Annotated in this window: 22 protein-coding genes; 13 read left to right on the top strand and 9 right to left on the bottom strand. The window is 54.8% G+C overall.

All coding sequences use genetic code 11. From position 1 onward, the window contains the following. The first annotated feature begins 115 nt into the window (after positions 1–115). The 3 genes from dctP (at position 116) to ACR0IP_RS08740 (ending at position 3239) form a co-directional block, all read left to right on the top strand. Positions 116–1126 carry a TRAP transporter substrate-binding protein DctP gene (gene dctP / locus ACR0IP_RS08750; protein WP_480525034.1) on the top strand — a complete coding sequence of 337 codons (1011 nt, stop codon included), beginning with the start codon at positions 116–118 and terminating at the stop codon, positions 1124–1126. Between the two features lie 68 nt (positions 1127–1194). Then, positions 1195–1827: a TRAP transporter small permease gene (locus ACR0IP_RS08745; protein ID WP_170555944.1), complete on the top strand. Its 633-nt coding sequence runs from the start codon at positions 1195–1197 to the stop codon at positions 1825–1827. Positions 1828–1838: 11 nt separating this feature from the next. Then, positions 1839–3239 (top strand): TRAP transporter large permease, encoded by a 1401-nt coding sequence (locus ACR0IP_RS08740; protein WP_480525032.1) that lies wholly within the window; start codon positions 1839–1841, stop codon positions 3237–3239. A 247-nt stretch (positions 3240–3486) separates the two neighbouring features. Here ACR0IP_RS08740 and ACR0IP_RS08735 read toward each other — a convergent pair whose 3' ends face one another. From ACR0IP_RS08735 to ACR0IP_RS08715, 5 genes are read right to left on the bottom strand one after another with little or no spacing between them, the layout of a single operon-like run. Next, a complete protein-coding gene (locus tag ACR0IP_RS08735) occupies positions 3487–4245 on the bottom strand; it encodes an SDR family NAD(P)-dependent oxidoreductase (protein ID WP_058283649.1) in 759 nt (252 codons plus the stop codon). A gap of 18 nt (positions 4246–4263) precedes the next feature. Then, a complete protein-coding gene (locus tag ACR0IP_RS08730) occupies positions 4264–5085 on the bottom strand; it encodes an ABC transporter permease (protein ID WP_010442232.1) in 822 nt (273 codons plus the stop codon). Between the two features lie 7 nt (positions 5086–5092). After that, complete coding sequence (locus ACR0IP_RS08725) at positions 5093–5944, bottom strand: ABC transporter permease (protein ID WP_058283650.1); 852 nt, start codon at positions 5942–5944, stop codon at positions 5093–5095. A 38-nt stretch (positions 5945–5982) separates the two neighbouring features. Then, positions 5983–7146, bottom strand: a complete 1164-nt coding sequence (locus tag ACR0IP_RS08720; protein WP_480525029.1) for an ABC transporter substrate-binding protein — start codon at positions 7144–7146, stop codon at positions 5983–5985. Positions 7147–7180: 34 nt separating this feature from the next. Further along, positions 7181–8281 (bottom strand): ABC transporter ATP-binding protein, encoded by a 1101-nt coding sequence (locus tag ACR0IP_RS08715; RefSeq protein ID WP_480525027.1) that lies wholly within the window; start codon positions 8279–8281, stop codon positions 7181–7183. A gap of 153 nt (positions 8282–8434) precedes the next feature. Here ACR0IP_RS08715 and ACR0IP_RS08710 point away from each other — a divergent pair, with 153 nt between their 5' ends. Together ACR0IP_RS08710 and ACR0IP_RS08705 are read left to right on the top strand one after the other, a co-directional pair. Next, on the top strand, positions 8435–9202 hold the full coding sequence (locus ACR0IP_RS08710) for a helix-turn-helix transcriptional regulator (RefSeq protein ID WP_112297204.1): 768 nt from the start codon (positions 8435–8437) through the stop codon (positions 9200–9202). Positions 9203–9438: 236 nt separating this feature from the next. Next, on the top strand, positions 9439–9642 hold the full coding sequence (locus ACR0IP_RS08705; protein WP_058283652.1) for a hypothetical protein: 204 nt from the start codon (positions 9439–9441) through the stop codon (positions 9640–9642). 434 nt (positions 9643–10076) lie between these two features. On the opposite strand, the gene ACR0IP_RS08700 is transcribed toward ACR0IP_RS08705, so the two are convergent. The 3 genes from ACR0IP_RS08700 to ACR0IP_RS08690 form a co-directional block, all read right to left on the bottom strand. After that, positions 10077–11561 (bottom strand): BCCT family transporter, encoded by a 1485-nt coding sequence (locus ACR0IP_RS08700; protein ID WP_480525025.1) that lies wholly within the window; start codon positions 11559–11561, stop codon positions 10077–10079. Between the two features lie 301 nt (positions 11562–11862). Next, a complete protein-coding gene (locus ACR0IP_RS08695) occupies positions 11863–13173 on the bottom strand; it encodes a sensor histidine kinase (protein ID WP_480525151.1) in 1311 nt (436 codons plus the stop codon). A 53-nt stretch (positions 13174–13226) separates the two neighbouring features. Continuing rightward, on the bottom strand, positions 13227–13895 hold the full coding sequence (locus tag ACR0IP_RS08690) for a response regulator transcription factor (protein ID WP_170377045.1): 669 nt from the start codon (positions 13893–13895) through the stop codon (positions 13227–13229). A 139-nt stretch (positions 13896–14034) separates the two neighbouring features. On the opposite strand from ACR0IP_RS08690, the gene ACR0IP_RS08685 reads away from it, so the two are divergent. From ACR0IP_RS08685 to ACR0IP_RS08665, 5 genes are all read left to right on the top strand, one after another. Continuing rightward, positions 14035–15123, top strand: coding sequence for a tricarboxylate transporter (locus tag ACR0IP_RS08685; RefSeq protein WP_480525023.1), 1089 nt, complete (start codon positions 14035–14037; stop codon positions 15121–15123). A 79-nt stretch (positions 15124–15202) separates the two neighbouring features. Further along, positions 15203–17233, top strand: coding sequence for a tripartite tricarboxylate transporter permease (locus ACR0IP_RS08680; protein WP_170659840.1), 2031 nt, complete (start codon positions 15203–15205; stop codon positions 17231–17233). A gap of 87 nt (positions 17234–17320) precedes the next feature. Further along, complete coding sequence (locus ACR0IP_RS08675) at positions 17321–18409, top strand: 4-oxalomesaconate tautomerase (protein WP_480525021.1); 1089 nt, start codon at positions 17321–17323, stop codon at positions 18407–18409. Positions 18410–18460: 51 nt separating this feature from the next. Further along, positions 18461–18679, top strand: coding sequence for a hypothetical protein (locus tag ACR0IP_RS08670; RefSeq protein ID WP_480525019.1), 219 nt, complete (start codon positions 18461–18463; stop codon positions 18677–18679). Positions 18680–18693: 14 nt separating this feature from the next. After that, positions 18694–19674, top strand: coding sequence for a D-2-hydroxyacid dehydrogenase family protein (locus ACR0IP_RS08665; protein WP_480525017.1), 981 nt, complete (start codon positions 18694–18696; stop codon positions 19672–19674). Here the strand turns inward: ACR0IP_RS08665 and ACR0IP_RS08660 are convergent. After that, on the bottom strand, positions 19643–20707 hold the full coding sequence (locus tag ACR0IP_RS08660; RefSeq protein ID WP_480525015.1) for an AbrB family transcriptional regulator: 1065 nt from the start codon (positions 20705–20707) through the stop codon (positions 19643–19645). The genes ACR0IP_RS08665 and ACR0IP_RS08660 overlap by 32 nt on opposite strands. A gap of 78 nt (positions 20708–20785) precedes the next feature. Between ACR0IP_RS08660 and ACR0IP_RS08655 the strand changes: the two genes are divergently transcribed. From ACR0IP_RS08655 to tcuB, 3 genes are read left to right on the top strand one after another with little or no spacing between them, the layout of a single operon-like run. Then, positions 20786–21466 (top strand): GntR family transcriptional regulator, encoded by a 681-nt coding sequence (locus tag ACR0IP_RS08655; protein ID WP_480525014.1) that lies wholly within the window; start codon positions 20786–20788, stop codon positions 21464–21466. Positions 21467–21477: 11 nt separating this feature from the next. Then, the gene (gene tcuA, locus ACR0IP_RS08650; RefSeq protein WP_480525012.1) at positions 21478–22872 is read left to right on the top strand and encodes an FAD-dependent tricarballylate dehydrogenase TcuA; all 1395 of its coding nucleotides are present in this window, start codon (positions 21478–21480) and stop codon (positions 22870–22872) included. Continuing rightward, complete coding sequence (tcuB, locus tag ACR0IP_RS08645; RefSeq protein WP_480525010.1) at positions 22862–23941, top strand: tricarballylate utilization 4Fe-4S protein TcuB; 1080 nt, start codon at positions 22862–22864, stop codon at positions 23939–23941. Before tcuA ends, tcuB begins: the two co-directional genes overlap by 11 nt. Positions 23942–24307 lie beyond the last annotated feature (366 nt).

Here is a 24307-nt window from a genome sequence, read left to right as displayed (position 1 = left end):
TCTGCGGATATCCGCAGGGAAACAGAAATTTCCCGCGCGTTTTCCTTCATAGGCAGGCTGCTGCGCATCCTGAATACTCCACCCAAGCGAATTGCGTGATCTGGGAGGAGCCATTATGCGCAAACATGTTAACCGGGCGGCCATTGCAGCCCTGTCACTGACCGTTGCATCCGAAGCGCTGGCTGTCGAATGGAACGTTTCCCTGTGGGGCAAGCGTCGTGCCTTTACCGAACACGTCGAAAAACTTGCCGAACTGGTGAGCGAAAAAACGGGCGGTGAGTTCACGCTCAACATCAGCTATGGCGGCCTGTCGAAGAACAAAGAAAACCTCGATGGGATTTCGATCGGTGCGTTTGAAATGGCCCAATTCTGCGCAGGCTATCACCGCGACAAGAACCCCTCGATCACTGTCTTGGAACTGCCGTTTCTGGGCGTGACATCCCTTGAACAAGAAGTTGATCTGTCGATGGCCGTTTATCAACACCCGGCCGTTGTTGAGGATCTGGCCCGCTGGGACGCGACTCTGCTGATGCCGTCGCCGTTGCCGCAGTACAACCTTGTGGGTGTCGGTGAAGCGCCGAAATCTCTAACCGATTTTGAAGGTCTGAGCGTAAGGGCGACCGGCGGCATCGGTAAAGCGATGGAGACGGTTGGGGCAGTTCCGACATCAATGTCTGCATCCGAAGTGCGCCAGGCAATGGATAGTGGCATCGTCAAAGCGGTCAGCTTTGCGCCACATGCGCATATGTCATTTGGCACCATTGAAAACGGCACTTGGTGGACGACGAACCTCAACCCCGGCACCGTCAACTGCCCTGTCGTGGTGAACACGTTGGCGCTGGAAGATCTATCTGACGAACACCGCAACGCTCTGCTGGGGTCGGTGGAAGAGGCACTGGATCACTACGTGAGCCACTACCAGACAAAAACGATGGAAGCGTGGGGCCCAGAGTTGGATCAACGCGGCATCGAACGGGTTACTTTCAGCGATGAAGAAATCGCAGCGTTCAAAGAAGCCGCTGCCGCCCCCGCGGCCGAGGCCTGGATTGCAGAAAACACCGAGCGTGGCCTGCCAGCACAAGAGCTCTATGACCTTGTGACCGGCAAGATCGCAAACGGCAGCTAATCCACTCACAACCCGGCGCTGGCCAAGCTGGCGTCGGGTGCCTTTTTCCCTGACAGCGGAGTACAACGATGGCCGGGTCATCCCAGGTGCTGTCTGACGACAGCCGTCTCAGCATTCTCGATCAACGTCTCTATAAACTGGAGAGCTTTCTGGCTCTGATCAGCGGTCTTGCAGTGTTCTCGCTGATGGTTATGGCGGTGGTCTCTGTTGGTGGCCGGAATTTCGCCAATGCGCCGCTTCCCGGTTACGTGGACTGGATCGAGCAGGCCATGCCGTTGATCGCCTTCATGGGGATTTCTTATGCGCAGCGTGATGGCGGTCATATCCGAATGGACATGGTGGTTGGAGCGCTCAAAGGCCGGACGCTCTATATCGTTGAGTTCATCACGACCGCTGTCATTCTGGCGCTGATCGTTCTGCTGATCTGGGGGAGCTGGGCGCATTTCGCACGCAGCTTTGACTTTGGTGCTCCACTCTGGAGCCGCGACAGTTCCATCGACATCGGTATCCCGCTATGGCCGGCCAAGCTGTTGGCACCCGTCGCCTTTAGCGTGCTTTGCCTAAGGCTTGCTCTACAGCTTTGGGCCTACGGTCGTGCAATCCGTCACCCCGATCAGGCACCGATTGCCGTCCCGCTAATTGCCGATGCAGCGACCCAAGCTGCAATGGAAGCCGAGCACGTCTCGGGCCACGACAACTGAGGTTAAATCTGATGGAACCTATTGATATTGGTCTGATCGTCTCGGGCGGTATGCTTGTTCTTGTGGTGCTGGGGATGCGCGTGGCCTTCGCCGCCGCGACAGCTGGCATGGTTGGTCTGATCTGGATCTTCTGGGCCAAGTTTGGGTATGACCCAGCGCGGTTCGGTAAGGCTGTGACTGTGGCGGTCAAAACAGCGGGACAGGTGCCGCACTCCAAAATTTCAAGCCAGGCGTTGAGCCTTATCCCGACTTTCATTCTGATTGGTTACCTCGCCTACTACGCAGGCCTGACCAAAGCCCTGTTCGAAGCCGCGAAGCGTTGGCTGGCATGGGTACCCGGCGGGCTGGCTGTCTCGACAGTTTTTGCGACTGCTGGGTTCGCGGCGGTATCCGGGGCCTCGGTCGCCACTTCCGCTGTGTTCGCGCGTATCGCCATCCCCGAGATGTTGAAGATCGGCTACGACAAGCGTTTTGCTGCAGGTGTCGTCGCCGCAGGCGGTACGCTCGCCTCGCTCATTCCGCCTTCGGCCATTCTGGTCATCTACGCGATTATAGTCGAGCAGGATGTGGGCAAACTGCTGTTGGCCGGATTCATCCCGGGCATGTTCTCGGCTGTGATTTATGGCCTGCTTATCATTGGCATGGCCGTCGTAATCAAAGGGTTTGGTCCCGCGGTCACCGGATTTACATGGAAAGAACGTTTCCTCTCGTTGCCGCCCGCATTACCCATCGTGATTGTTGTCGTCACCATCATCTTCTTTGTCTACAACCCGTTCGGAGGCGATGCCTGGGGAACGCCAACCGAAGGCGGCGCAATTGGGGCATTCGTGGTGTTCCTGATGGCGCTGTATCAGGGTATGCGCTGGTCCGAACTCAAAGATGCGCTTTTGGAAACCGCCAAGCTAAGCGTCATGATCTTCACGATTATCTGGGGCGTTTTGGTTTACGTTCGTTTTCTTGGTTTCGCTGAGTTGCCAAGTGCATTCTCCGACTGGATTACCTCGCTTGAGATGTCTCCGATGCTAATCCTGATCTGTATTCTTCTGGCATACGCGGTGCTGGGTATGTTCATGGATGCGATAGGTATGCTGCTGCTGACGTTGCCTGTCGTTTACCCTGCCGTCATGGCGTTGAACGGTGGCGAAGCTGTAAGCACTGCCGAAAGTACTTTCGGTATGTCCGGGCCTATGTGTGCTATCTGGTTTGGCATTTTGGTTGTCAAAATGGCCGAGTTTTGCCTGATCACCCCGCCTATCGGGCTGAATTGCTTTGTAGTTGCCGGCGTGCGTGATGACCTAAGCGTTCAGGATGTCTTCAAAGGCGTAACGCCTTTCTTTCTGGCGGATGCTGCGACCATCGCGATGCTCGTTGCTTTCCCTGCGATTGTTCTATGGCTTCCCGGACAGGTTTGAACCACATGGGATGATTTTGGAGCGCGGTTTGCCGGTGCGGTTAAGGCCTGCATCAATCAGCTGCGCCTCAGAATACATGACAATTGTTCAATGTCCGGTTTGGGACGTCCTTGCTGGGACCGTTAGCGACATGTTCGGTCTATGTTGCGGTTGACCAAATGACGGCTTCGAGCCCAAAGCGGACTGAAATGTGCTCGCCAAAATGAATTGCGGCGATAGACATTCTCTTGAGCGGTCTAACCCACCACTAAATGCATTCACCGCCATCGATAACCAGGGCTTGCCCCGTCATAAAAGCGGATTCATCTGAAGCTAAATAGACGATCCCATGGCCAATCTCTTCAACTGTCGCCCATCGACTCATGGGGATCGCCTGCTCGATGTAGCTTTCCAGTTTGGCACGGCCTCCCATCTGCTTTTCGAAGCCTGCATTGAAAGGGGTGTCTACAAATCCTGGACATAGGGCATTGAAACGGATTGCATGGACAGCGTAGTCGGCTGCCATCTGCCGGACCATCGCAACAGCAGCGTGCTTTGTAGTCGCATAGGCGATCATACCCCGGTCATATTGAACCCCAGAATTGGAGGCCGTGACGATCACGCTGCCTCCACCTTGTGATTTCATATGGGGGACGGCTGCACGCGCGGCAATGAAGTGAGCGCGGACATTCAATGCCCAAGAAGCATCCATTCCATCTGGTTCCACTTCTTCCAGTGTTCCTTCGATCTGCAACCCAGCGTGAGAGTGCAACACGTCAAGCCGACCGAAGTTTTTAACTGCTTCGTCTATGGTTCTGGTAAGGGCATCGTCATCGGTCACATCAAGCTGTATGGCAGATGCTTGATTTCCCTGCGCATCGATCGCGGCCACAGTGGCTTCAGCAAGTGTTGCATCGCGATCGGTTACCACAACATGCGCACCCTCTTGTGCCATTGCCATTGAACCCGCCCGACCAATTCCTGATCCCGCGCCCGTCACGAGCGCGACCTTACCTGCAAGCCGCATGTCACTTGGCTCCTTTATTTAATTATTCGATTTTGAGGCGCCTCGGCGCAAAAGCAGCTGCGCTGCAACGAGCAGCAAGAGCGACGCGCCCATAACCATAGTGCCGATGGCATTGATCTCGGGTGTTACGCCGCGCCGGATGGATGAGAATATGTAGATTGGCAGGGTTGTTTCTGAGCCAGCTACGAAGAACGCGATGATGAAATCATCAAATGAGAAAGTGAAGCTGAGCAGGAAGCCTGCCAAAATTGCTGGTGCTATCAACGGCAGGGTCACCTGTCGAAAGGTGCCCCAGGGCGTCGCAAAGAGGTCAGCCGAAGCTTCCATGAGCGCGCGGTCCATACCCGATAGCCTTGCACGTACGATGATTATGACCAGCGCCATTGTGAACATGGTGTGTGCGGCGACAAGCGTGGGCATCCCCATGGAAAGTTGCGGGGGATTTGCTCCATCGGGCCATAGGCTTGCAAGAAGCGGGTTTAGCCAGCCGAATACGGTGACCAGAGCAATGAGTGTCGCGATGCCGATGACGATACCGGGTATCATTATCGCAATATAAATCATCGCATCAAACAAAGTTCGGAGCCATCCCTTAACCCCTTGTAAAGCGATGGCCGCCATGGTTCCGAGAGTGGATGCGAGGCAAGCAGTTATGAATGCCGCAAGCAGACTGGTCTCGAGCGCGTCCATTACAAATGGGTTGTTGAGCGCTTTACCATACCATTGGGTCGAGAACCCCATGAACTGGCTTGCGTGTCGTCCGGCATTAAAGCTGAAAAGCGCGATGATGCCGATTGGAATATAGAGAAAAAGGTAGACGCAAATCGCGTATAAGCGCATCGGACCCTCACATCAGCGAGACATCTTCGCGCTGGCCACCCAGGCGCGCGATGAATTTCATGTAAATTGAAACAGTGACAAGCATTACGACAACCAGAGTCATTGCGACCGCCGATCCGTACGCCCAGTTCCGAGACTGCAGGAACAGGTCCACCAGCGCATTTCCGACGAAAAAAACCTTTCCGCCGCCCAAGATCGCTGGGATCAGAAACTCGCCCATCAGCAAGATGAAGACCAGCATGCAGCCAGTTGCGATACCAGGTACCGACAAAGGAAGTGTCACCTGACGGAACGTACGCCATGGGGTAGAGCCGAGATCAGCCGATGCTTCCAGAAGGCGTTTATCCAGTTTGTCTAAGCTTACAAAAATCGGGAAAACCATCAGAGGTAGATACCCATAGACAATCCCGACAAGCACAGCGAACGGCGTATTTATCAGGCGGACATCATCGATGCCGATCGACTCCAGTAAAGCGGGCAAGCCACGCCCCCCAAGGATGAAAATCCAAGCGTATGACCGGATCAGGATCGATGTCCAGAACGGCACGATCACTAGGATCAACAGCGAAGTTCTCCACTTTGGTGAACAACGCACCGCAAGAAAGTAGGCGAGCGGGTAGGCAATTACCAACGCAGCGATAGTCCCCAGAGGTGCAAGGATCAAAGTGTTCTTAAACGCCGTCCATCGCGCAGGAAGGTTGGCATATTGTTCCAACGTGAACGCTGGAACGTAGCCTCCGGCGGCACCCCGTTCGCCAAAGGAAAAGACGAAGACGACCAGCAGAGGAAGGGCTAGCATTACCAAAAGCCATATTCCTGCTGGAGCCAGCAACAGTGCTTTTCTGCCTCGTTCGGTCATTTTGTCCTCGTCTTTTCCGATATTGGCGGCCTTGCCGCCTAGGCCGACTTGAAGCGGGCGAGCAACTCGGCACGGTTTGGATCGGTTAGTGTAGCCGCCGCGCCGAACTCGAGTGCATTCAGAAGGTCAGCTGCCGGATAAAGGATCGGATCTTCCAGTAGTTCCTTCGGCAGCAACGCATTGGTGCGAGCATCAGCCGATGGATAGCCGTGAGCGAGGACTTCTTTCGCATTAACTTCCGGGTTCAGCAGGAAGTCGATCAAGGCATAAGCGGCATCCATATGGGGTGCGCCCTTAGGAATAGCGTAGTAGTCGGACCAGAGTTCACCGCCCTCAGTCCCCAGAACGTAGGCGATTTCAGGCATGTCGACATTCATCTGCTTGCCGTCACCTGTCCAGCACATCGTCATCCAGGCATCACCGTTACGCATCGGTGGCTGATAATCCGACGAGATTGCAAACAGATGCGGTTTGGCATCCAGCAACAATTTCTCGGCATCCGCCAGTTCCTTCTCATCGACCGAGTTGAAGGAGTAGCCGAAGTATTTCAGGGCATTACCGATGGTGGTGAGTTGGTAATCATGCACCATTGTCCGGCCTGAGTAACCTTCCATAGTAAGGTCCCAGAACTCTTTCCATTTGGTTGGAGTCGGAGCGCCGTCAAGCTTGCTGGTGTTCACTGCAAAGCCAGTCGTGCCCCAGTTTTTTGGCACCGCGTAAAGCTGGCCATCGACAGAACCGGCATCGGAAAAGCGCTGTTCGAATGAACCTGCGTCGTAGTTTGGCAGTTTGGACGTATCGAGCGGGATGATCAGATCTTCACCCACATACGTAGTGATGGTGTAGTTGGTTGGAACGAAAACGTCCCAGCCAGACCCTCCAGCCTGTAGTTTTGCCAACATCTCTTCGTTCGAACCAAAAACATTGACCTGAACATGGGCGCCAGTGGCTTCCGTGAAGGCTTCGAAGTTCATCTCGTCATGGTAGTTCGGCCATGTGGCGAGGATCACTCGGTCGCCAATGTCCCCGGCAGCAAATGCCGGGCGTGGACGCAACCCAGGAACGGCCGTGCCCAGAACGGCCGTTGCCATCCCAAGACCTGTCACGCCTAAGAAATGTCGCCGTGTAACCGAACCCTTTTGGTACCGGCGAAGCTCTTCCATGAACTTTTGCTTGGAAATAGTCCCATTATCCTTGGTCATTGTGAACCTCTCTGTTGTTGGATTGCGGGATTTGTTATTTTTCCAGGATCAGCAGTGCGCCTTCGCCCCATGAAACAAAGGCCTGCTCTCCTGCATTGAACGTCCCCTCGTTCAATTCCGCTTGCCTTGGCACAAGTACGTGGAAATCACCCAGTGCTTCGTTGCGCGCAAGGTATTCTGTGTGCTCACCAAGGAAGATCCGATTTTGAATGGTAACTGGCAGAGCGATTTCAGCTGTGGGTAGCGCGCGGGTCAGCGTGATCTGTTCAGGACGGATACTAACGCACACTTCCTGCCCTGCATCTATTGGAATCTCCGGAGTTCCGTGCACCTTTTGGCCACTCGCTAAACGCATAGTGATTTGGTCGGCTGCTGAGTCAGTCACAGTTGCATCAAAGAAATTTGAGGTGCCTACAAATCCAGCCACGTAGCGGCTACGGGGCATGTCATAGAGTTCGCGTGGGCTGCCAACCTGCACAATATTGCCGCCTTCCATCACACAAATTCGGTCGGACATTGAAAGCGCTTCTTCTTGGTCGTGCGTGACGAGGACAAAAGTTATTCCCAGTTGTCGTTGCAGGTTCTGCAGTTCAAACTGCATTTCTTTTCGAAGCTTTCGATCCAGAGCAGCCATTGGTTCATCAAGCAGCAAAAGCTTGGGCTCGTTTACGATCGCACGCGCCAAAGCGACGCGTTGCTGCTGACCACCAGACATCTCCCAGATGCGACGTGGGCCAAATCCACCAAGACGGACAGTTTCCAGCGCTTGCTCAACCTTTGTCGCGATTGTTTGTTTGTCTACGCGTGGTCGTTGTTGGCGCAGGCCGTACGCGATGTTGTCGAACACGCTTAGGTGAGGAAAAAGAGCATAGTGCTGAAACACCATGTTGACTGGGCGATAGTGCGCATCCAAGTCGTTGACGACTTCTCCATCGAGCAACACCTGACCTTCGGTTGGCTTCTCGAAACCTGCCAACATTCTAAGCGCAGTGGTTTTGCCGCAACCAGATGGGCCTAAGAACGACAGGAACTCTCCTTTCCCAATGGAAAGATTCAGGTCTTTGGCGGCGACCACATTCCCGAAGGTCTTGGTCACTCCTCGGAGTTCCGCAATCGTCTGCATAGTGACGCTCATGTCAAAGCTCATATACTGCCGTTTTCCTTTTGCTTGATTTTTTGGCATTTGTTGGCATACCACTCAAACAAGGAAAAAGTAACAATAACTCGGAATAACTGTATATACCACAATTGGGGTATAGAGGTGCTTTTCGAAAATCTGGAGCGGCGTGTGTACGATTGGATGGAAGAGGCCGGCAGGGTCGTGGAGAAGATCGGAACCCCAGAATTTCCATGTGCTTTGGCAGATGGCTTACGGCAGGTCGCACCATTTGATTTTACGGTGGTGTTTGGCCATGTCGGAACCGAAGCACCAATAGACCTTCACGACGATTTCCCAAAAAGCAAACGGCGTATTTTTGTTGAGGATTACCAAGCCGGGCCCTACGTACTTGATCCATTTTTTTTGGCCGCGACAAAGCCAATAACACCGGGTCTGTATCGCATGCGCGATATCGCACCGGACAGGTTCTATCAGGGCGAATACTATCGCAGCTATTACAAAAGGACTGGGTTAGCAGAGGAGATTGGCTACTTTATCGATATCCCAGGCGCTGGGATGATTGTGGTCTCGCTCATGCGAGCAGAGAAGCCTTTTTCCGCCAAGGAAATTCGTCATTTGCACGCTCTATGGCCGCTCGTTCGAGCAGCCTGCTGCAAACATTGGAGTGACTTTCCAACGATGGCCCGCGGCGCCGCAGCGAATGGCGTTAGTCGTCGCGTTGATCTAGCATTCCAGGCATTTGGCGATGGCGTTCTGACGCCACGAGAACGAGAAGTCGTTGAGTTCACATTGAAGGGCCATTCGGCAGAAGCTGTTGGCACAATACTCGGCATCTCTCCAGGCACAGTCCGCATCCACAGACGCAACATTTACGCGAAACTTAGGATCAACTCGCAGGGTGAGCTTTTTTCAAAGTTCATTGAAAAGGCGCTTTAAAAGGTTCCTTGAACACCCACTTTATCCGTTTTGCCGACCTTGCTACCTTGTGACCCGGAAAGCACCAAACATTTGGACGGCACTATCTGATAGCCAAGGAACCCAAAGGGAGAGGGTTGGGACGCCCGGGACCCATGTTGGGCTAAATTAATACCCGAAAACGCTTTCGGGCCATTGTCTATCTAACCGGATCAGCCGTTTTAAAAATGGCGTCAAGATACGAAAGGCAAAATTTCATGGACGCACCAGTTATCCAGTTGATTTTTATGCTCATCTTGCTGGTCGTCGTGATCTGGCTTTATATCCTGCCGATCACGATGGCAGGGCGGCGCAACCGATCCGGTTTGATCTGGTTCCTGATCGGTCTGGTTGGATCACCCCTTTTGGCTATTCTTTTGCTGCTGGCTCTAGGTGACGCACCCGAACAACCAACAACCTAATTTTGGGACGATACCATCTGACACTCAAAAGGGCTTAACCGGAGGGTATCTGGACGCTCGTGAGCCATAACGTCCTGCTCAGCATGCAATAAGGGTGCCATTTGAGACACTATACTTCCGGAAGTGAAGACAACTAATCCTTCTCACTCTCCACAACCGTGTACTGTAAACCCAAGGTCGGTCGATTTGATTGGAGAACCACAGACCGCTTTGTCCGCACTGCCGCCATTGAGCTAGCTAGGAAAGCCTCAACAATCGACATAGTGCTCTAAATGTCTGCTAAGAGGCCCAAACAGTCAGTTCCTTAGAGCATCGGCTCAACACTAATGTCGCTTCAGACATAAATCTCTAAACGCGATGGAGCGCGAGCCAGATCAAAAAACCAATGTACACAAAAACAGATACGTTCAAAACCGTATCGACGATCGAACCCGTCATTTGGTGGCCTCCTTTGAAAGCGACTTGAGGAGACAGACCACAAGAATTGGTACGATGAACACAAACGCAATGGCCGAGAGTGCGATAATGGATCTGACAAGTGAAACATCGTTTACAAGGATCATGGCTAGCCCTAGTGCGCCGAGCACCACTCCCCAGACGGTTCGAACGCTCGGCGAGGGGTTTTCGTCTCCGCCTGTTCCAATCATTGCAAGTGTGAAGCCTGCGCTCACAACGCTCGTTACAACAAAGAGGAAAGCGGCCGTGATCGTTGCGATCTGCGTGATAAACTTCAATGGAAACTGTTGCAGGAGCGCGAATGTCGTCGCATCAAGGCTCTTTTCGTTGACCTCAAGAAGATGACCACTGCCATCCAAAACATCAAAAAAACCTACACCGCCGAGCACTCCAAACCAGAAAATCGAAAAAAGAGTGGGCGCAATTATGACCCCTGCCAGAAACTCGCGTATTGTGCGCCCGCGCGAAATGCGTGCAATGAAAATGCCGACAAATGGAGACCACGCAAGCCACCAGATCATGTAGTTCAGCGTCCAGTCTTGAAACCAGGTGGAAATGCTCTGATCAAAAAATTCTGTTGTCGAAAAACCGGCAGGTATGACGTTGTAAACATAACGTCCAAAACCCGAGACGATCGAATTCATCACAAAAGACGTGGGACCGGCGACAAGTAGAAAAACCAAAAGACTGATCGCGATCGCCATGGCCAAATTTGACAGTTTTGACATTCCTTCTCCCAGATCACGTCTCAGAGGAATAAGGAAAGCAACGCACATGGCGGCAAAAATAATTGCTGTCAGATAAGGAGAATTTGGAATTCCAAGAACTCCTGCCAGTCCTGTTTGAATTTGAAACACACCCATGGCCAACGAACCCGCTAGGCCAACGGCTATGGCGACGACGGAAAAGAAATCGAACAGCCAAGCCAATCCGCGGGTCCAAGTTTTCTCGCCGTACACGTCCAGCAACGGAGCGCTTAGCAGCAACGAGCGCTCACGTCGAAACGCAAAATAGGCAACTATCAGTGCTACGACACCGTAGATGGCCCAGGCGTGGAACCCCCAGTTCAAATAGGTGACGAACATGGCGAGCCTTGCGGCTTCTGGATCGGAAGAAAAATCGCGTATTACCGAAAAGTGGGTGAGCGGCTCTGATACGCCAAAAAACAGTAGGCCTACACCCATACCTGCGGCGAAAAGCATTGCAATCCAAGCTGTAGTCGAAAACTCGGGCTCTGAACCTTCCGGTCCAATTCGGATAGAGCCGTACTTGGAAACTGCGAGATAAATTGCCAGCAACAAAAGTGCGCTAGCTTCGAGCATAATGAACCAGCCTCGGCTTTCGAACTGGATAGTGACAATTCTTGAGGAGACGGAACCCAAGCCGTGCGGGTCGACAACACCCCATAATGCAATACAGCTGCTGACGAAGAGAGCCGAAATCAAAAGCGCATTAACTTTCATAAACTACCCAATCGAAGAAGAATGGCTTCGCTCAATCGTATCAGCGATTATCCAGCTCTAATAGCTGGAAACTTTTCTTTCCGGATTGGAACAGATAGCCGTTTTGTCCCGCCTTACAGTCGTTCGATTCGTATAGACCAGCCAATTCCATCAGATGCCTAGTTTGAGCTCAAGGGCGACACAGGCATAGATGTTGAGCGCCGCGCTCGTCGCTCAGGGCGAAAATCTGACTTTCGCTGCAATCGCAAATATGCGTTTTGATTTTGACTGGTTTCGGGTTTCGAGCGGAATTGGAAACAGCTTACAGGGCTATGGGGAGCTTAAGGGTAATGCTCGCGCCTCTTTCGACTTGGTTGATTTCGACCATTCCTCCGTGGCGCTGCGCCACTGCCGAGACGATTGACAACCCCAATCCGCTGCCCTCGGAATACTCTATCTGGGAAAACCTGCCGAATGCTGCTTCGCTTTGGTCGGGCGACAGGCCAGCACCATCATCGGCCACCGTTAGCTTGACGTATTTGCCGTCACTCCGCAGCACAACTGAGATTTGGCTCAACTTTGAGCCACCGTGTTTGACTGCGTTGTCCAACAGGTTCTTTAGAGCCTCAATCAGAAAGATACGGTCGCCGAATACCGTGACTGCTGTCTCATGCATTGTGACATCAAACTCGATACCCTTTGCGAGGATGTGAACGCCCATCTCCGCGCAGGCCTCTTCCACGACCGAGCGGAAGTCAATTTTATCCATTTGGTCTTGGTGCGTCGGCTGCCTAAGCCTCTCAAGTGACAACAGCTGTTCAGCAACTGTTGCTGAGTTTTTTGCTGCCGCAACAAGTTCTGAGATGCGTTTTTCTCGGTCGTCATCCGTTTTTGCGTCCTGCAGCGCTTCGGCCATCGATTGCACGGCGGCCGCTGGATTCCGCAGCTGATGTGCAGCTTCGGAAATAAACACTTGATGGGCGTTGATACTGTTTTCCACCTGTCCAAAAAGCCGGTTCAAGGTTCTGACAACACCTTGCACTTCGATCGGGACGGGGCGCTTGATCTCACTGAGGTCATCTGGTGAACGCAAGTCAATAGCGTCCTGCAAATCCAACAAGGGCCTCAGACCACGCGCGACTCCGAACCATACCACAATTGCGAGAGTGGCCAGCAGAATTCCCATAAGAATTCCTGCGCGGATTGACAGTTCATTCGCGAAAGCGTTGCGATCCGCCGTACGTTGCCAAACCGTAACTGTCGCATCTCCGATTAGATTTTCTATGGTCACGCGTTCCGTCATCTTGAGAACGCGAACTGGTTCTTGGCGGTAGAGCGCTTCGAAAAACTGCGGCTTGTACACCTCTTGAGCAGACGGGTTGGTGGCTGCCGGCGGATAGGCATAACCAGTCACATAGATGCCGCCGGGGCCCGTTACGTGGTAAAAAATCTCTCCGCCCGACGCGTCCCGGATCATGCTGCGTGTCGTTGGTGACAGCGCGTCACCCCCCGAAATCGCAACATCTCGCGATATTGCGAGGCCAGCAGATAGCAGGCTGTCGTCGAACAATTCCTGAGCCGTTTTCTGCGCAATCATAAAACGCCAAAGACCAAGCAGAGCGGCAATTAGCACCAAGGGGGTTAGGATAAGAATGAAAAGTCTTAACCTGAGCGAGCCGTGATTGATCACTTCTGCACCTCAAGCAGATATCCCAGACCACGAGCTGTCTTAATTCTAATACCGAGATCTTGAAGACGTTTTCTCAGCCGAGACACATGAGGCTCAACGGCCGAGGCCTCGACATCGGCACCCACGCCATAGACGTAATCTGTAAGTTGGCTTTTGGGAACAATTCTACCCCTGCGCTCTAACAGGCATTCAAGCACCGCGATTTCCCGCCGCGGAATATCCATAACTTCGCCCTGCACACTCACCTGACGGGCAGCGCGGTCGAATTCCATACCACCAATGCTCTCCTTTGCGCCGTAGTCGAGATCTTTGCGTCGAGAAAGCGCCCGGATGCGTGCTTCCAACTCGTCCATCTCGAACGGCTTAACCAGGTAATCATCGGCGCCCATATCCAACCCCGAAACCCGGTCGCTTGTTTCGGCACGTGCCGTAAGCAAGATCACTGGTACGCCGTCACCACGATTGCGAAGAGATTTCAGGATCTCCAGTCCTGACTGCCCGGGCAAATTGATATCCAGAACAACCAAGTCGGCACCCTCTTGCGCAAGATACAAGTTAGCCTCGTCGCCATCCGTAAGCACTTCTGCCGCATGACCGCGGTCACGCAGACGATAAGCAACAGCGTTGGCGAGGGTCTCGTTGTCTTCTACGATGACGATCCGCATCGAGTCTCCTGCAAGTTTCGCGCAAGGTTGGCGCTCCATGATTGCCAGATGGGAGGGGGAATCAACCCCACAGTTCTATTTGCGATCACGGTGGCGCAGAGGGCGCTAGCGTGGTTGTCTGGTCAACAGGGAGGAACCAATGACCATTTCCAACTTCACCCGTCGCGCCGTCGTGGGGCTGATCGCCGCCGCCGGTATCGCCGCACCTGCCGCTGCCGAGGTTGATTTCTCGGGCAAGACAGTTGAATGGGTTATCCCGTTCTCGGAAACAGGCGGGTCTGCCAAATGGGCCAACTTCTTTGCGCCGCTTCTTTCCGAAGCACTGCCAGGTCAGCCGACTGTTGTTGTGAAATTCATGCCCGGTGCCGGATCGACCAAAGGCGCAAACTGGTTCCAAGAGCAGAGCCATGATGACGGAACGCTGCTGTTTGGCACCTCCGGTTCAACTCAATTCCCCTATCTGCTGAGCGATCCACGCGTGCGCTATGAATACAACGACTGGATCCCGGTTATGGCGTCGGGCACTGGTGGTGTTGCCTATCTGAACGCCGAGGATGGCGCCAAGTTTGATGGCTCCGCTAATGCGCTGAAAGACACCAACTTCATCTACGGTTCGCAGGGCGCGACACGTCTTGACCTTGTGCCGCTGCTGGCATGGCAAATGCTGGGTATGAATGTCGAGCCTGTCTTTGGCATCAAAGGCCGTGGCGATGGTCGTCTGATGTTCGAGCGCGGCGAAGCCAACATCGATTATCAGACCTCGTCCGATTACCTGGGTGGTTCGGCCCCGCTGGTTGAATCCGGTCAGGCTGTGCCGATGATGACCTGGGGTGCTCTGGATGCAGATGGCAATATCGTCCGTGACCCGACCTTCCAGGACATCCCGACGTTCAAGGAAGTTTGCGAAGCCACCGATGGCTGTGAAACCAGCGGTGAGGCGTGGGATGCGTGGAAAGCGTTCTTTGTAGCCGGTTTCCCGGTGCAGAAGCTAGCCTTCCTGCCGGGCGATACACCTCAGGAAGTGGTCGACGCATACACCGCCGCATTCCAGGCAGTAACCGAGCGCGGCGACTTTGCCGAAATCTCCTCGAAGCGCGTGGGCAAGTATCCGGTGTTCGTCGGTGACGGCTCTAAGGCGGCGCTGCAAACCGCGACAAATGTCGACGACAACGCCAAAGCTTACGTTTTGAACTGGCTCAAAGAAGCCTATGGTGTCGAGCTGAACTAAGCCCAGACACCACCGCGCGTGCCCCAATGTCGGGCGCGCGCTTTTCCAAACACAAGACAGTTTATGAAAGGCGGCCGCTATGGAGGTTTTCGCCACAGCTCTTCCTGCGCTCAGTGATGCGTGGGGTCTGATCCTGCAACCTATTGTTCTGGGTTATCTTATTCTCGGTGTCGTCATGGGACTGGCCGTAGGTGTTTTCCCTGGGCTTGGCGGTATTGCTGGTCTGTCCTTGCTGCTGCCTTTCATGTTCGGCATGGACCCTATCCTCGGGTTGGCGTTGATGATCGGGATGGTTGCCGTTGTTCCGACCTCTGACACCTTTGCGTCGGTTCTTATGGGCATCCCCGGCAGTTCCGCCTCACAGGCGACGGTGCTGGATGGCTTCCCGATGGCGAAAAAGGGCGAGGCCGCGCGGGCATTGTCAGCGGCCTTTGCGTCATCGCTGTTTGGCGGTTTGGTCGGCGCGACTTTTCTGACCATGTTCATCCTGATCGCGCGGCCAATCGTTCTGGCATTCGGCCTGCCCGAGATGCTGATGATCACTATACTTGGTCTTTCCATGGTCGCCATTCTCGCCGGACGTATCCCGCTAAAAGGCGTTGCCGCCGCTGGGCTGGGCCTGATGGTTGGCACGATTGGCGAGGCGGATGCAGGCGGCTCACTTCGTATGGCCACTTATGACATTCCTTACCTGACCGACGGTCTGAAATTGGTCATCGTCGGCTTGGGTATCTTTGCGGTGCCGGAAATCGTCTCGCTGCTGCGTCAAGACCGATCCATTGCAAAGGGCGCTTCGCTGGGAGCGGGTTGGTTTGATGGCGTCAAAGACTGGGCTGCGAACATTTGGCTGTCGGTCCGCTGTTCAATTATTGGCGTGGTTGTCGGTGTCATTCCCGGCCTTGGGGGTTCGGTTGTTGACTGGATCGCCTATGGCCACTCTGTTCAATCGACCAAAGACAAAAGCAACTTCGGCAAGGGCGAAGTGCGTGGCGTCATCGGGCCGGAAAGCTCGAACAACGCCAAGGAGGGCGGGGGGCTGGTCCCGACGCTGCTGTTTGGCATCCCCGGTTCGGGTTCGATGGCGATCTTTATCGGCGCAGTTGCGCTGTTGGGATCCGGCGATATCGAGGTTGGTCCGAGCATGCTCAAGGATAATCTCGACATCACCTATTCGATTGTCTGGTTGTTGGCACTTGCCAACGTGGTGGGCACCATCCTGTGTATCGCTGCCTCGGGTGGCATCGCCAAACTAACGACGATCCGCTTCACCTATCTGGCGCCGTTTCTGTTCATGCTGATCAGCTTTGCGGCATTCCAATCCGGTCAGAATTTCGAAGACCTTCTGGCCCTGTTTGTCATCGGCCTGATCGGCATCTTCCTGCGCCGTTTCGACTGGTCACGCCCGGCCTTCCTGATTGGATTCGTGTTGTCCAACCCGGTTGAGAAGTTCACCAACCAGGCGTTCCAGATTGCCTCTTTCCGCTTCCGCAAAAGCTTTGGCGAAGGAATGGAGTACGTCTTCAGCCCAATCGTCATCGTCCTGATCGTGGTCACCGTGGTTTCGGTTATACTTGGCATTCGTCAAGCCAAGATGATCATGGCCGAGGGTGAGGTTAAATCCGGCAGCAAGCGCGCGCCGCTGATCTTCCTGCTGGTGATCATGGCCTATCTGATCGTGGCGTTGATCAATGCCAACATGATCCCTGACTACAACATGACTGACAAGATCATCCCGCTTGTGATCGGTAGCGTGTCGCTGTTCTGCTGCGTCATCCTGCTAATCCAGATGATGCGGCGGCCCGAGGGTGACGCGATCTTTGCTGACAAGGAACTCGCCGGTGAGGATGCAAGCGCGCCGCACGGACTTTGGTCAACGCTCGCGTGGTTTGCAGGTCTGATCGCGGCCACTTGGGTTGTTGGGTTCATCCTCGCCCTGATCGGGTTCCTGATCGCATTCTTCCGCATTCGCGCCGGGTCCAGCTGGCAGATGACGCTGCTCCTAACGGCCTGCGGCATCGGTTTCATGTGCTTCATGGCTGGCGCTTTGAACCGGGATTTCCCGCCGGGTCTGCTGCAAGACATGGTGAACCTGCCATGGCCGCTCAAGTAGGCGCTCAATGTCTGCCCGGCCTGCCTATCTGGCAACCGGGCAGCACTGAAATCAGAAATTTCAACGGTTTGTAAAGGAGGGTTCGCAATGACCCAGACAGCAATCCCATATGTTTTCATGCGCGGCGGTACTTCCCGAGGGCCTTATTTTCGACGCTCTGATCTGCCTGAAGATAGGGATAAGTTGGCTGATGTGCTGGTTGCTGCCCTTGGGGCTGGGCAAGCGCTCAATATCGACGGGATCGGTGGCGGCAACGCGGTGACGACCAAAGTGGCGATGCTGTCTGCCAGCGAGGACGACTGGGCCGATATCGACTACTTCTTCGCGCAAGTTTCTGTTGAAGAAAAGCTGGTCGATTTCAAACCCACCTGCGGAAACATTCTCTCAGGAGTTGGTCCAGCTGCGATCGAAATGGGATTGTTTCAGCCCAAGGGCGATGAGACCGAAATCCGCATTCGCGCCGTCAATACAGGCGCCCGCGTCGTTGCCAATGTGCAGACCCCAAGAGGTGAGTTGGTCTATGAGGGTGACGCGGAAATCGCCGGAGTTCCCGGCCATTCTGCACCGGTGAAACTGAGTTTCATGGGCGTTGTGGGCTCAGCAACAGGTGCATTTCTGCCAACTGGAAATTTGCGCGATACAGTACAGGGGATCGAGCTGACGTGCATGGATGTCGCTATGCCGATGGCGATAGCCCGAGCAGAGGATTTTGGGCTGACAGGATATGAAAGCGCCGAAGAGCTGGATGCCAACCGTGCTTTCTTTGATCGGATGGAGGCCGTGCGGATCGAAGCCGGGGAACTGATGGGTATGGGGGACGTATCGAAATCGGTAACTCCCAAATTCGGCCTGATGGCACCCGCCAGAGAGGGTGGAACCCTTGCGGTTCGGTACTTCATGCCATGGAAAACCCACCCAACAATGGCCGTTACGGGTGCGCAGTGCATGGCGTCTTGCGCTTTGACGCCCGGAACCGTCGCAGACGGGTTGCTTGATCGCCCGGATTCAAGCCCGGCTGACGTTGTGTTGGAGCACGCCTCAGGCAAGATCGACGTTCTGGTGGACTTCTCAAACGACGAGGAGTTCAACGTGAATGCCGCCGGTCTGGTGAGAACAGCGCGCAAATTGGCGGATGGGCATGTTTATGTACCGGAATCTGTGTGGAACAGCAGTTGAAAAGGCGGATCTCAAAAGGTATACTATGGTATACATAAAGGGGATGTTCCGATGGATGACTATTCTGAATGCCTTGGTATCGCGCGTCAGGAACTCAGGCTGGCGCAGTCGGCTCTGCGGAGGGACATTGCGGACTACCCGACACCGATTGTCGGATGTGATGAGCAATTCAACCATTTGCTGGATCAACGCGAACGGGTTCGCAACGCGTTAGAAGCGCTTGACACACGTCATTTTGTGCCGACGCCAAGAAAACTGAGCTCCGAATAGGGTATAAAAAGTCGATGAAAGTTCACATTCTGGATGATTGGTTTGATACTCTGCAGGGCCTGCCCTGTTTTGCAAAGCTTTCTGGCCATGACGTGAAGGTCTGGACAGACCATGTCGAGGATACCAGCGAATTGGCTGAACGCTTGCAGGAGGCTGATGCGCTGGCGTTGTTTCGCGAACGCACCAAGATCACCCGCGATTTGGTTGAAAAACTCCCAAACCTGAAATTGATCAGTCAGCGCAGCGTGTACCCGCATGTCGATGTGCAGGCATGTTCGGATAACGGAGTGCTGCTGTGTTCGAACATGCATGGCGGGACGCCTTCATATGCAGCAGCCGAACTGACATGGTCGCTGATCATGGCTGGGATGCGCGATTTGCCTGCGCAGATGACCTCGGTCAAAGCTGGGCGTTGGCAGGCCGGAGTTGGCAAGACCCTGAGGGGGCGGCAACTAGGACTGTATGGATATGGTCGCATCGCCCGCGCTGTTGCTGGCTACGCCGAGGCATTTGGGATGAATGTGGTCTGGTGGTCCTCGGACGAAGGCCGGGCACGCGCGCAGACAGACGGCGTACAGGTCGCAGCAAGCCGCGAAGCTTTCTTTGCTAGCAGCGATGTTGTCTCGGTCCATGTTCGTCTGAAGCCAAACACACGCGGTATCATAACAGCGTCGGATTTCTCACAGATGCAACCGGGAGCGTTGTTTGTGAACACCTCCCGGGCCGGGCTAATCGCTCCGGGTGCTTTGTTGAACGCGCTGAACGCCGGTCGCCCGGGCAAGGCCGCCATTGATGTCTTCGATACAGAGCCACTCACCGACCCGAAGGACCCGTTGCTATCGCACCCAAACCTGATCGCGACCCCGCATATCGGCTTTGTGACCGAGGACGAATTCGACCTGCAATTCGCAGACATTTTCGATCAGGTGAACGCCTATGCAGAGGGCGCTCCCATTCACATGATCAACCCCGAGGTTTGGACCAGCGCAGGATAAGGTTGGCCGCTATGGGCGCGCCGATGATCACCAGCACGATCCTTGTCAGATGGTGCGTAATTACAAAGCCCAGATCCGCGCCCGAGACGATCGCCAATACTGTCATCTCGGCCTGTCCGCCGGGGGCAAAGGCCAAGAAAGCCTCGACCGGTTGACCGAAGCCCAACGTGGTGACAACGGCGGTGAAAGCGGCGGTAAGGACGGCAAGGACGATGACATAGGCGAAGCCCGCTGCAACCACCCGGCGGAATTCGACCCAAGTGACGCCCACGAACTTCACGCCTATCCCGCAACCGATAAAGAACTGCGCTGCAAGGATGGCCTCGCGCGGTGGTCGAGTATGAATGAAGTCGCCCAGTGACAGAGCTGCTGTCAGAATCATCGGGCCGAGGATGGATGCCCCGAACAGGCCGATCCGCTCACCGCCTTTCCAGCCTATAAGGGCGGCCAGCACCATCAACGCCAGTTCATGTATTGGGAGGTCGCGCGCAGGCTCTCCGATCGGATTGGTGAGTTGGGCATCGTAAAACACCGTTAGAAACAGCGGGGCCAGCGTCACGATGATCAACACGCGCGTACCGTGGATCAGGGAAAGTGTACGCGGGTTGGCGCCTGCTTCGGCTCCAAAGATGATCATGTCCTGCAATCCGCCAGGCATGGCGGCGTAAAACGCGGTCGTGGAGTCAAACCCCCAGATCTTGCGAAAGAAGGGCACGCCTACCAGTGCGATCAGCAGGATGAAGAACGGGACCAGTGCAATAGACGCGGCCATTTTCGGCAGCTCGGCGAAAAGGGCAGGGGTAATCGAAGCCCCAACTGCAACGCCGAGTATGGTGCGCGCTGCAACCGAAACCTGACCAAAACCTTCCATAGGGGCATGCGCCAGGGCAGCGATCAGACATGCGCTCATCGGGCCGAACAGAAAGGGCAGCGGCAGGTTCAACGCCCAAAATACTCCGGTGCCCAGCAGTGCAAGGACCAGTGTTGCGGCCCGCTTTTTCAGGAGAGAAGGTGTTTTGTTTTGGGTGGGCAAGGCGCGGTTTCCGACAATATTGACTCGTTATGTATCCAAATGTATACACTTGGACGCAAGAAGACAAGTGAGCGCTCGATGACCATTCAAGACGACCCCTTACAGCCTGGTCCACAAGGCAATTCAGCGTATCAACGCCTGCTGGACGAGATTCGGGATGGCACACTTTTGCCTGGCGAACGCTTGCGCGAGATTGAGTTGTCGGAACGACTAGGCGTCAGCCGTACTCCCGTACGCGAGGCTATCCGGCAGTTAGAGGCCGACGGGCTAGTCACTCATGTGCCCCGGCAGGGCGCAACCGTCCGCAGCCTTGATTACGCCGAAGTAATGGAACTCTATGAAATGCGCGCGGTTCTCGAGGGAACTGCCGCCCGTTTAGCCGCGCGTGCTGCATCGGATGTCGAGTTGGACGAGTTGAGCGTTTTGAATGATCGCTTGGCTGAGGCTGGTACCGGCTCGGAAGCGGCTCGGATCAACCGGATTTTCCACGCCACACTTTTGGACGCAGCAAAGAACCGGTTTCTTGCCAAGTCTATGTTGTCTTTGCAAAAAGCGCTGTTGATCCTTGGGCCGTCGCAATTGCTGGACGGTGATCGGGCCGAGACAGCAGTGGCAGAGCATAAGCGCGTCATGGCTGCCTTAAAGGCCCGCGATGGCGCAGCGGCTGAAACAGAAATGCGTGCGCATATTCAGGCCGCACAACGGATGCGTATTCGGGCGTTGCAAGAGCGCGACCGGACAACCGACAAAAATCAATAGGTAGATAGGATATGGCCACCCAAAAGGAAGCTTATGATATCGCTGTGATCGGCGGTGGGAACGCAGCTCTTTGCGCCGCGATGACCGCTGCCGAGGCAGGCGCCCGTGTTCTGATCCTCGAGACGGCGCCAAAACCCTATCGTGGTGGAAACTCACGCCATACGCGCAATTTTCGTTGTATGCATGGCGCTCCTCTCGGCCCGCTGATCGAAGAATACAGTGAAGATGAGTATCTTGAAGATCTGCTAAAGGTCACTGGCGGCAAAACCGACGAACATCTTGCTCGCCTCGCGATCCGAACCTCCGAGGAATGCCTGCCGTGGATGGAAGAACACGGGGTGCGGTTCCAACCCTCTCTGTCCGGGACATTGTCACTGGCGCGGACCAACGCCTTCTTCATGGGGGGCGGGAAGTCTCTGGTAAACGCATATTACCGAACTGCTACTGGTTTGGGTGTCGATGTTCTGTACGAAGCTGCTGTCACGCATCTGGAGCTGAATGGTGATCGGATCGAGTGGGTCGACTACACCTATGAGGGCCAGTCTCATCGCATCACGCCCAAGGCGGTCATCGTTGCCTCGGGTGGGTTTCAGGCCGACACGGATTGGCTCACCCGTGCATGGGGTGAGCCTGCAAAGAACTTCCTGATCCGGGGTACTCTATACAACCGTGGTGTGGTTCTGGCTGATCTGCTGGATCAAGGTGTGGACAGCGTCGGCGATCCGACCCAGTGCCACGCCGTTGCCATCGACGGGCGTGCCCCCAAGTTCGATGGCGGCATCGTCACCCGCCTGGACTGCGTGCCGTTTTCAATTGTCGTGAACAAGAATGCCGAGCGGTTTTATGACGAGGGCGAAGACGTATGGCCCAAGCGCTATGCGATTTGGGGGCGTCTTGTCGCGGCCCAGCCGGATCAAGTTGGCTATGTGATCATCGATGCGAAGTCGCTGAACCTGTTTATGCCCTCGGTCTTTCCACCGCTAAAGGCGGACACCTTGGAAAAACTGGCCGGAATGATGGATCTGCCTGCCGACAAGTTGAAAGCGACCGTTGCTGAATTCAACGAAGCATGCGGTGATACCAGTGGGTTTCATCCGACTGAGTTGGACGGTGTCACGACCTCGGGTCTGACGCCGCCCAAGACGAACTGGGCGCGTCCGATCACCGAGCCGCCCTTCTATGGCTACTCGCTGCGCACCGGCGTGACCTTCACCTATCTGGGTCTGAAGGTCGACGACAGAGCGCAGTGCTCGACGTCCAGCGGCAAGATCAAAAACCTTTGGGCCGCTGGCGAAACCATGGCCGGGTCGATCTTGGGGCAAGGTTACTTGGCCGGGTTCGGCATGACTATCGGAACCGTTTTTGGACGCATCGCAGGACGTGAGGCCGCCGCTTATGCAAACTGAACTAATTCAAGAAGCCCGCCGTCAGGCCGAGATTTGCAATGCCTGCCGGTATTGCGAGGGCTACTGCTCAGTCTTTCCATCCCTGCATGCAGAACGCGCGTTTTCCGATGGAGACATCACGCAACTCGCCAACCTCTGCCACAACTGCAGAGGCTGCTACTATGCCTGTCAGTACACAGCTCCGCACGAGTTTGACCTGAACCTGCCGAAAGCTCTGGCCGAAGTGCGGCGGGACAGCTGGGAAAGCTTCGCCTGGCCGCAACCTCTGGCGCGCCGGTTTCACACTCACGGCGGGGCTATTGCCTTGGCTCTGGTGATTGGATTTGCCCTGTTGTTCTGGGCCATTCGCGCCATTGGATCAAGCGGAGGAGAGGGGTTCTATGCCGTCCTGTCCCACAACGCGATGGTCGCAATCTTTGCGCCGGCATTCTTGTTGCCGCTCTTTAGCGTGGCTATCAGCCTAAGGCGCTATTGGGCGGAAGTCGGTGGCAAACCCATCCAAATGTCTGATTTGATGGCCGCTTTCCAGCGCGCCGGCAAGATGCAGGATCTGGCTGCCGGGCATGGTGAGGGATGTAACTTTGAAGATGAAGATCGGTTCAGCCAGGGGCGCCGTCACATTCACCACGCTATCATGTACGGCTTCCTGCTGTGTTTTGCGTCGACCTCGGTGGCGACGGTTATGCACTACGGGTTCGGGTTGCACGCGCCCTACGGGTTCTGGTCCCTGCCAAAACTCTTCGGGGTTTCCGGAGGTATCCTGCTGACAGTGGGATGCGGAGCTATGGTTCTGCTCAAACAAAAATCTGATCGAGAGCTTGGCGATCCGTCTGCTTGGGGTGGTGACATCGGTTTCATCCTGCTGCTCGGTTTTGTCGGCCTGAGCGGACTGGTCCTTTACGCCCTTGGTTCAACGCCTCTGATGCCTGCGCTGCTTGCCATCCACCTTGGATCGGTTCTGACCTTCTTCCTGCTAATGCCCTACACCAAGATGGCTCATGGCTTCTATCGGCTCGCGGCGTTGATCAGAGACGCGCAGCGGAAGAGAGAAATGTCAGTTGCTTCCTAGTAAATAACCAATTCCAAGGGAGTAGAAGAAGTCGAACTTGAAGCGTATTTTGAAGCCAATCTAAGCGTTGCTCCACTACTCAGCGTGGCGGTCAAAGTACGGAATGGGTCCTTTTCTATGATTGATAGCATAGGCACGAAAGGCAGCTTTTCCGCAGACGGGATGTCCGACTGTGGTAGATTTTCGCATTGCAGCGAACGGCAGGTTCGACGGGTCTTGACGCAGAAATGTTTGCCGACGGTCAATGACTGGTATGGGCCTTGACCAACAGAACTACTCCAACTCGAGCAAAACTTGTTAGATGCTCCAAAATTGGAAGCGAGATGGCCTAAACGCAGGTAATTTGTTTGGCGTGATCGCAATTGT

This window comes from Ruegeria sp. AL11 (assembly GCF_056540865.1).
The sequence above is the reverse complement of the archived record's forward strand: the minus strand, read 5'-3'. Positions and strand labels throughout refer to the sequence as shown.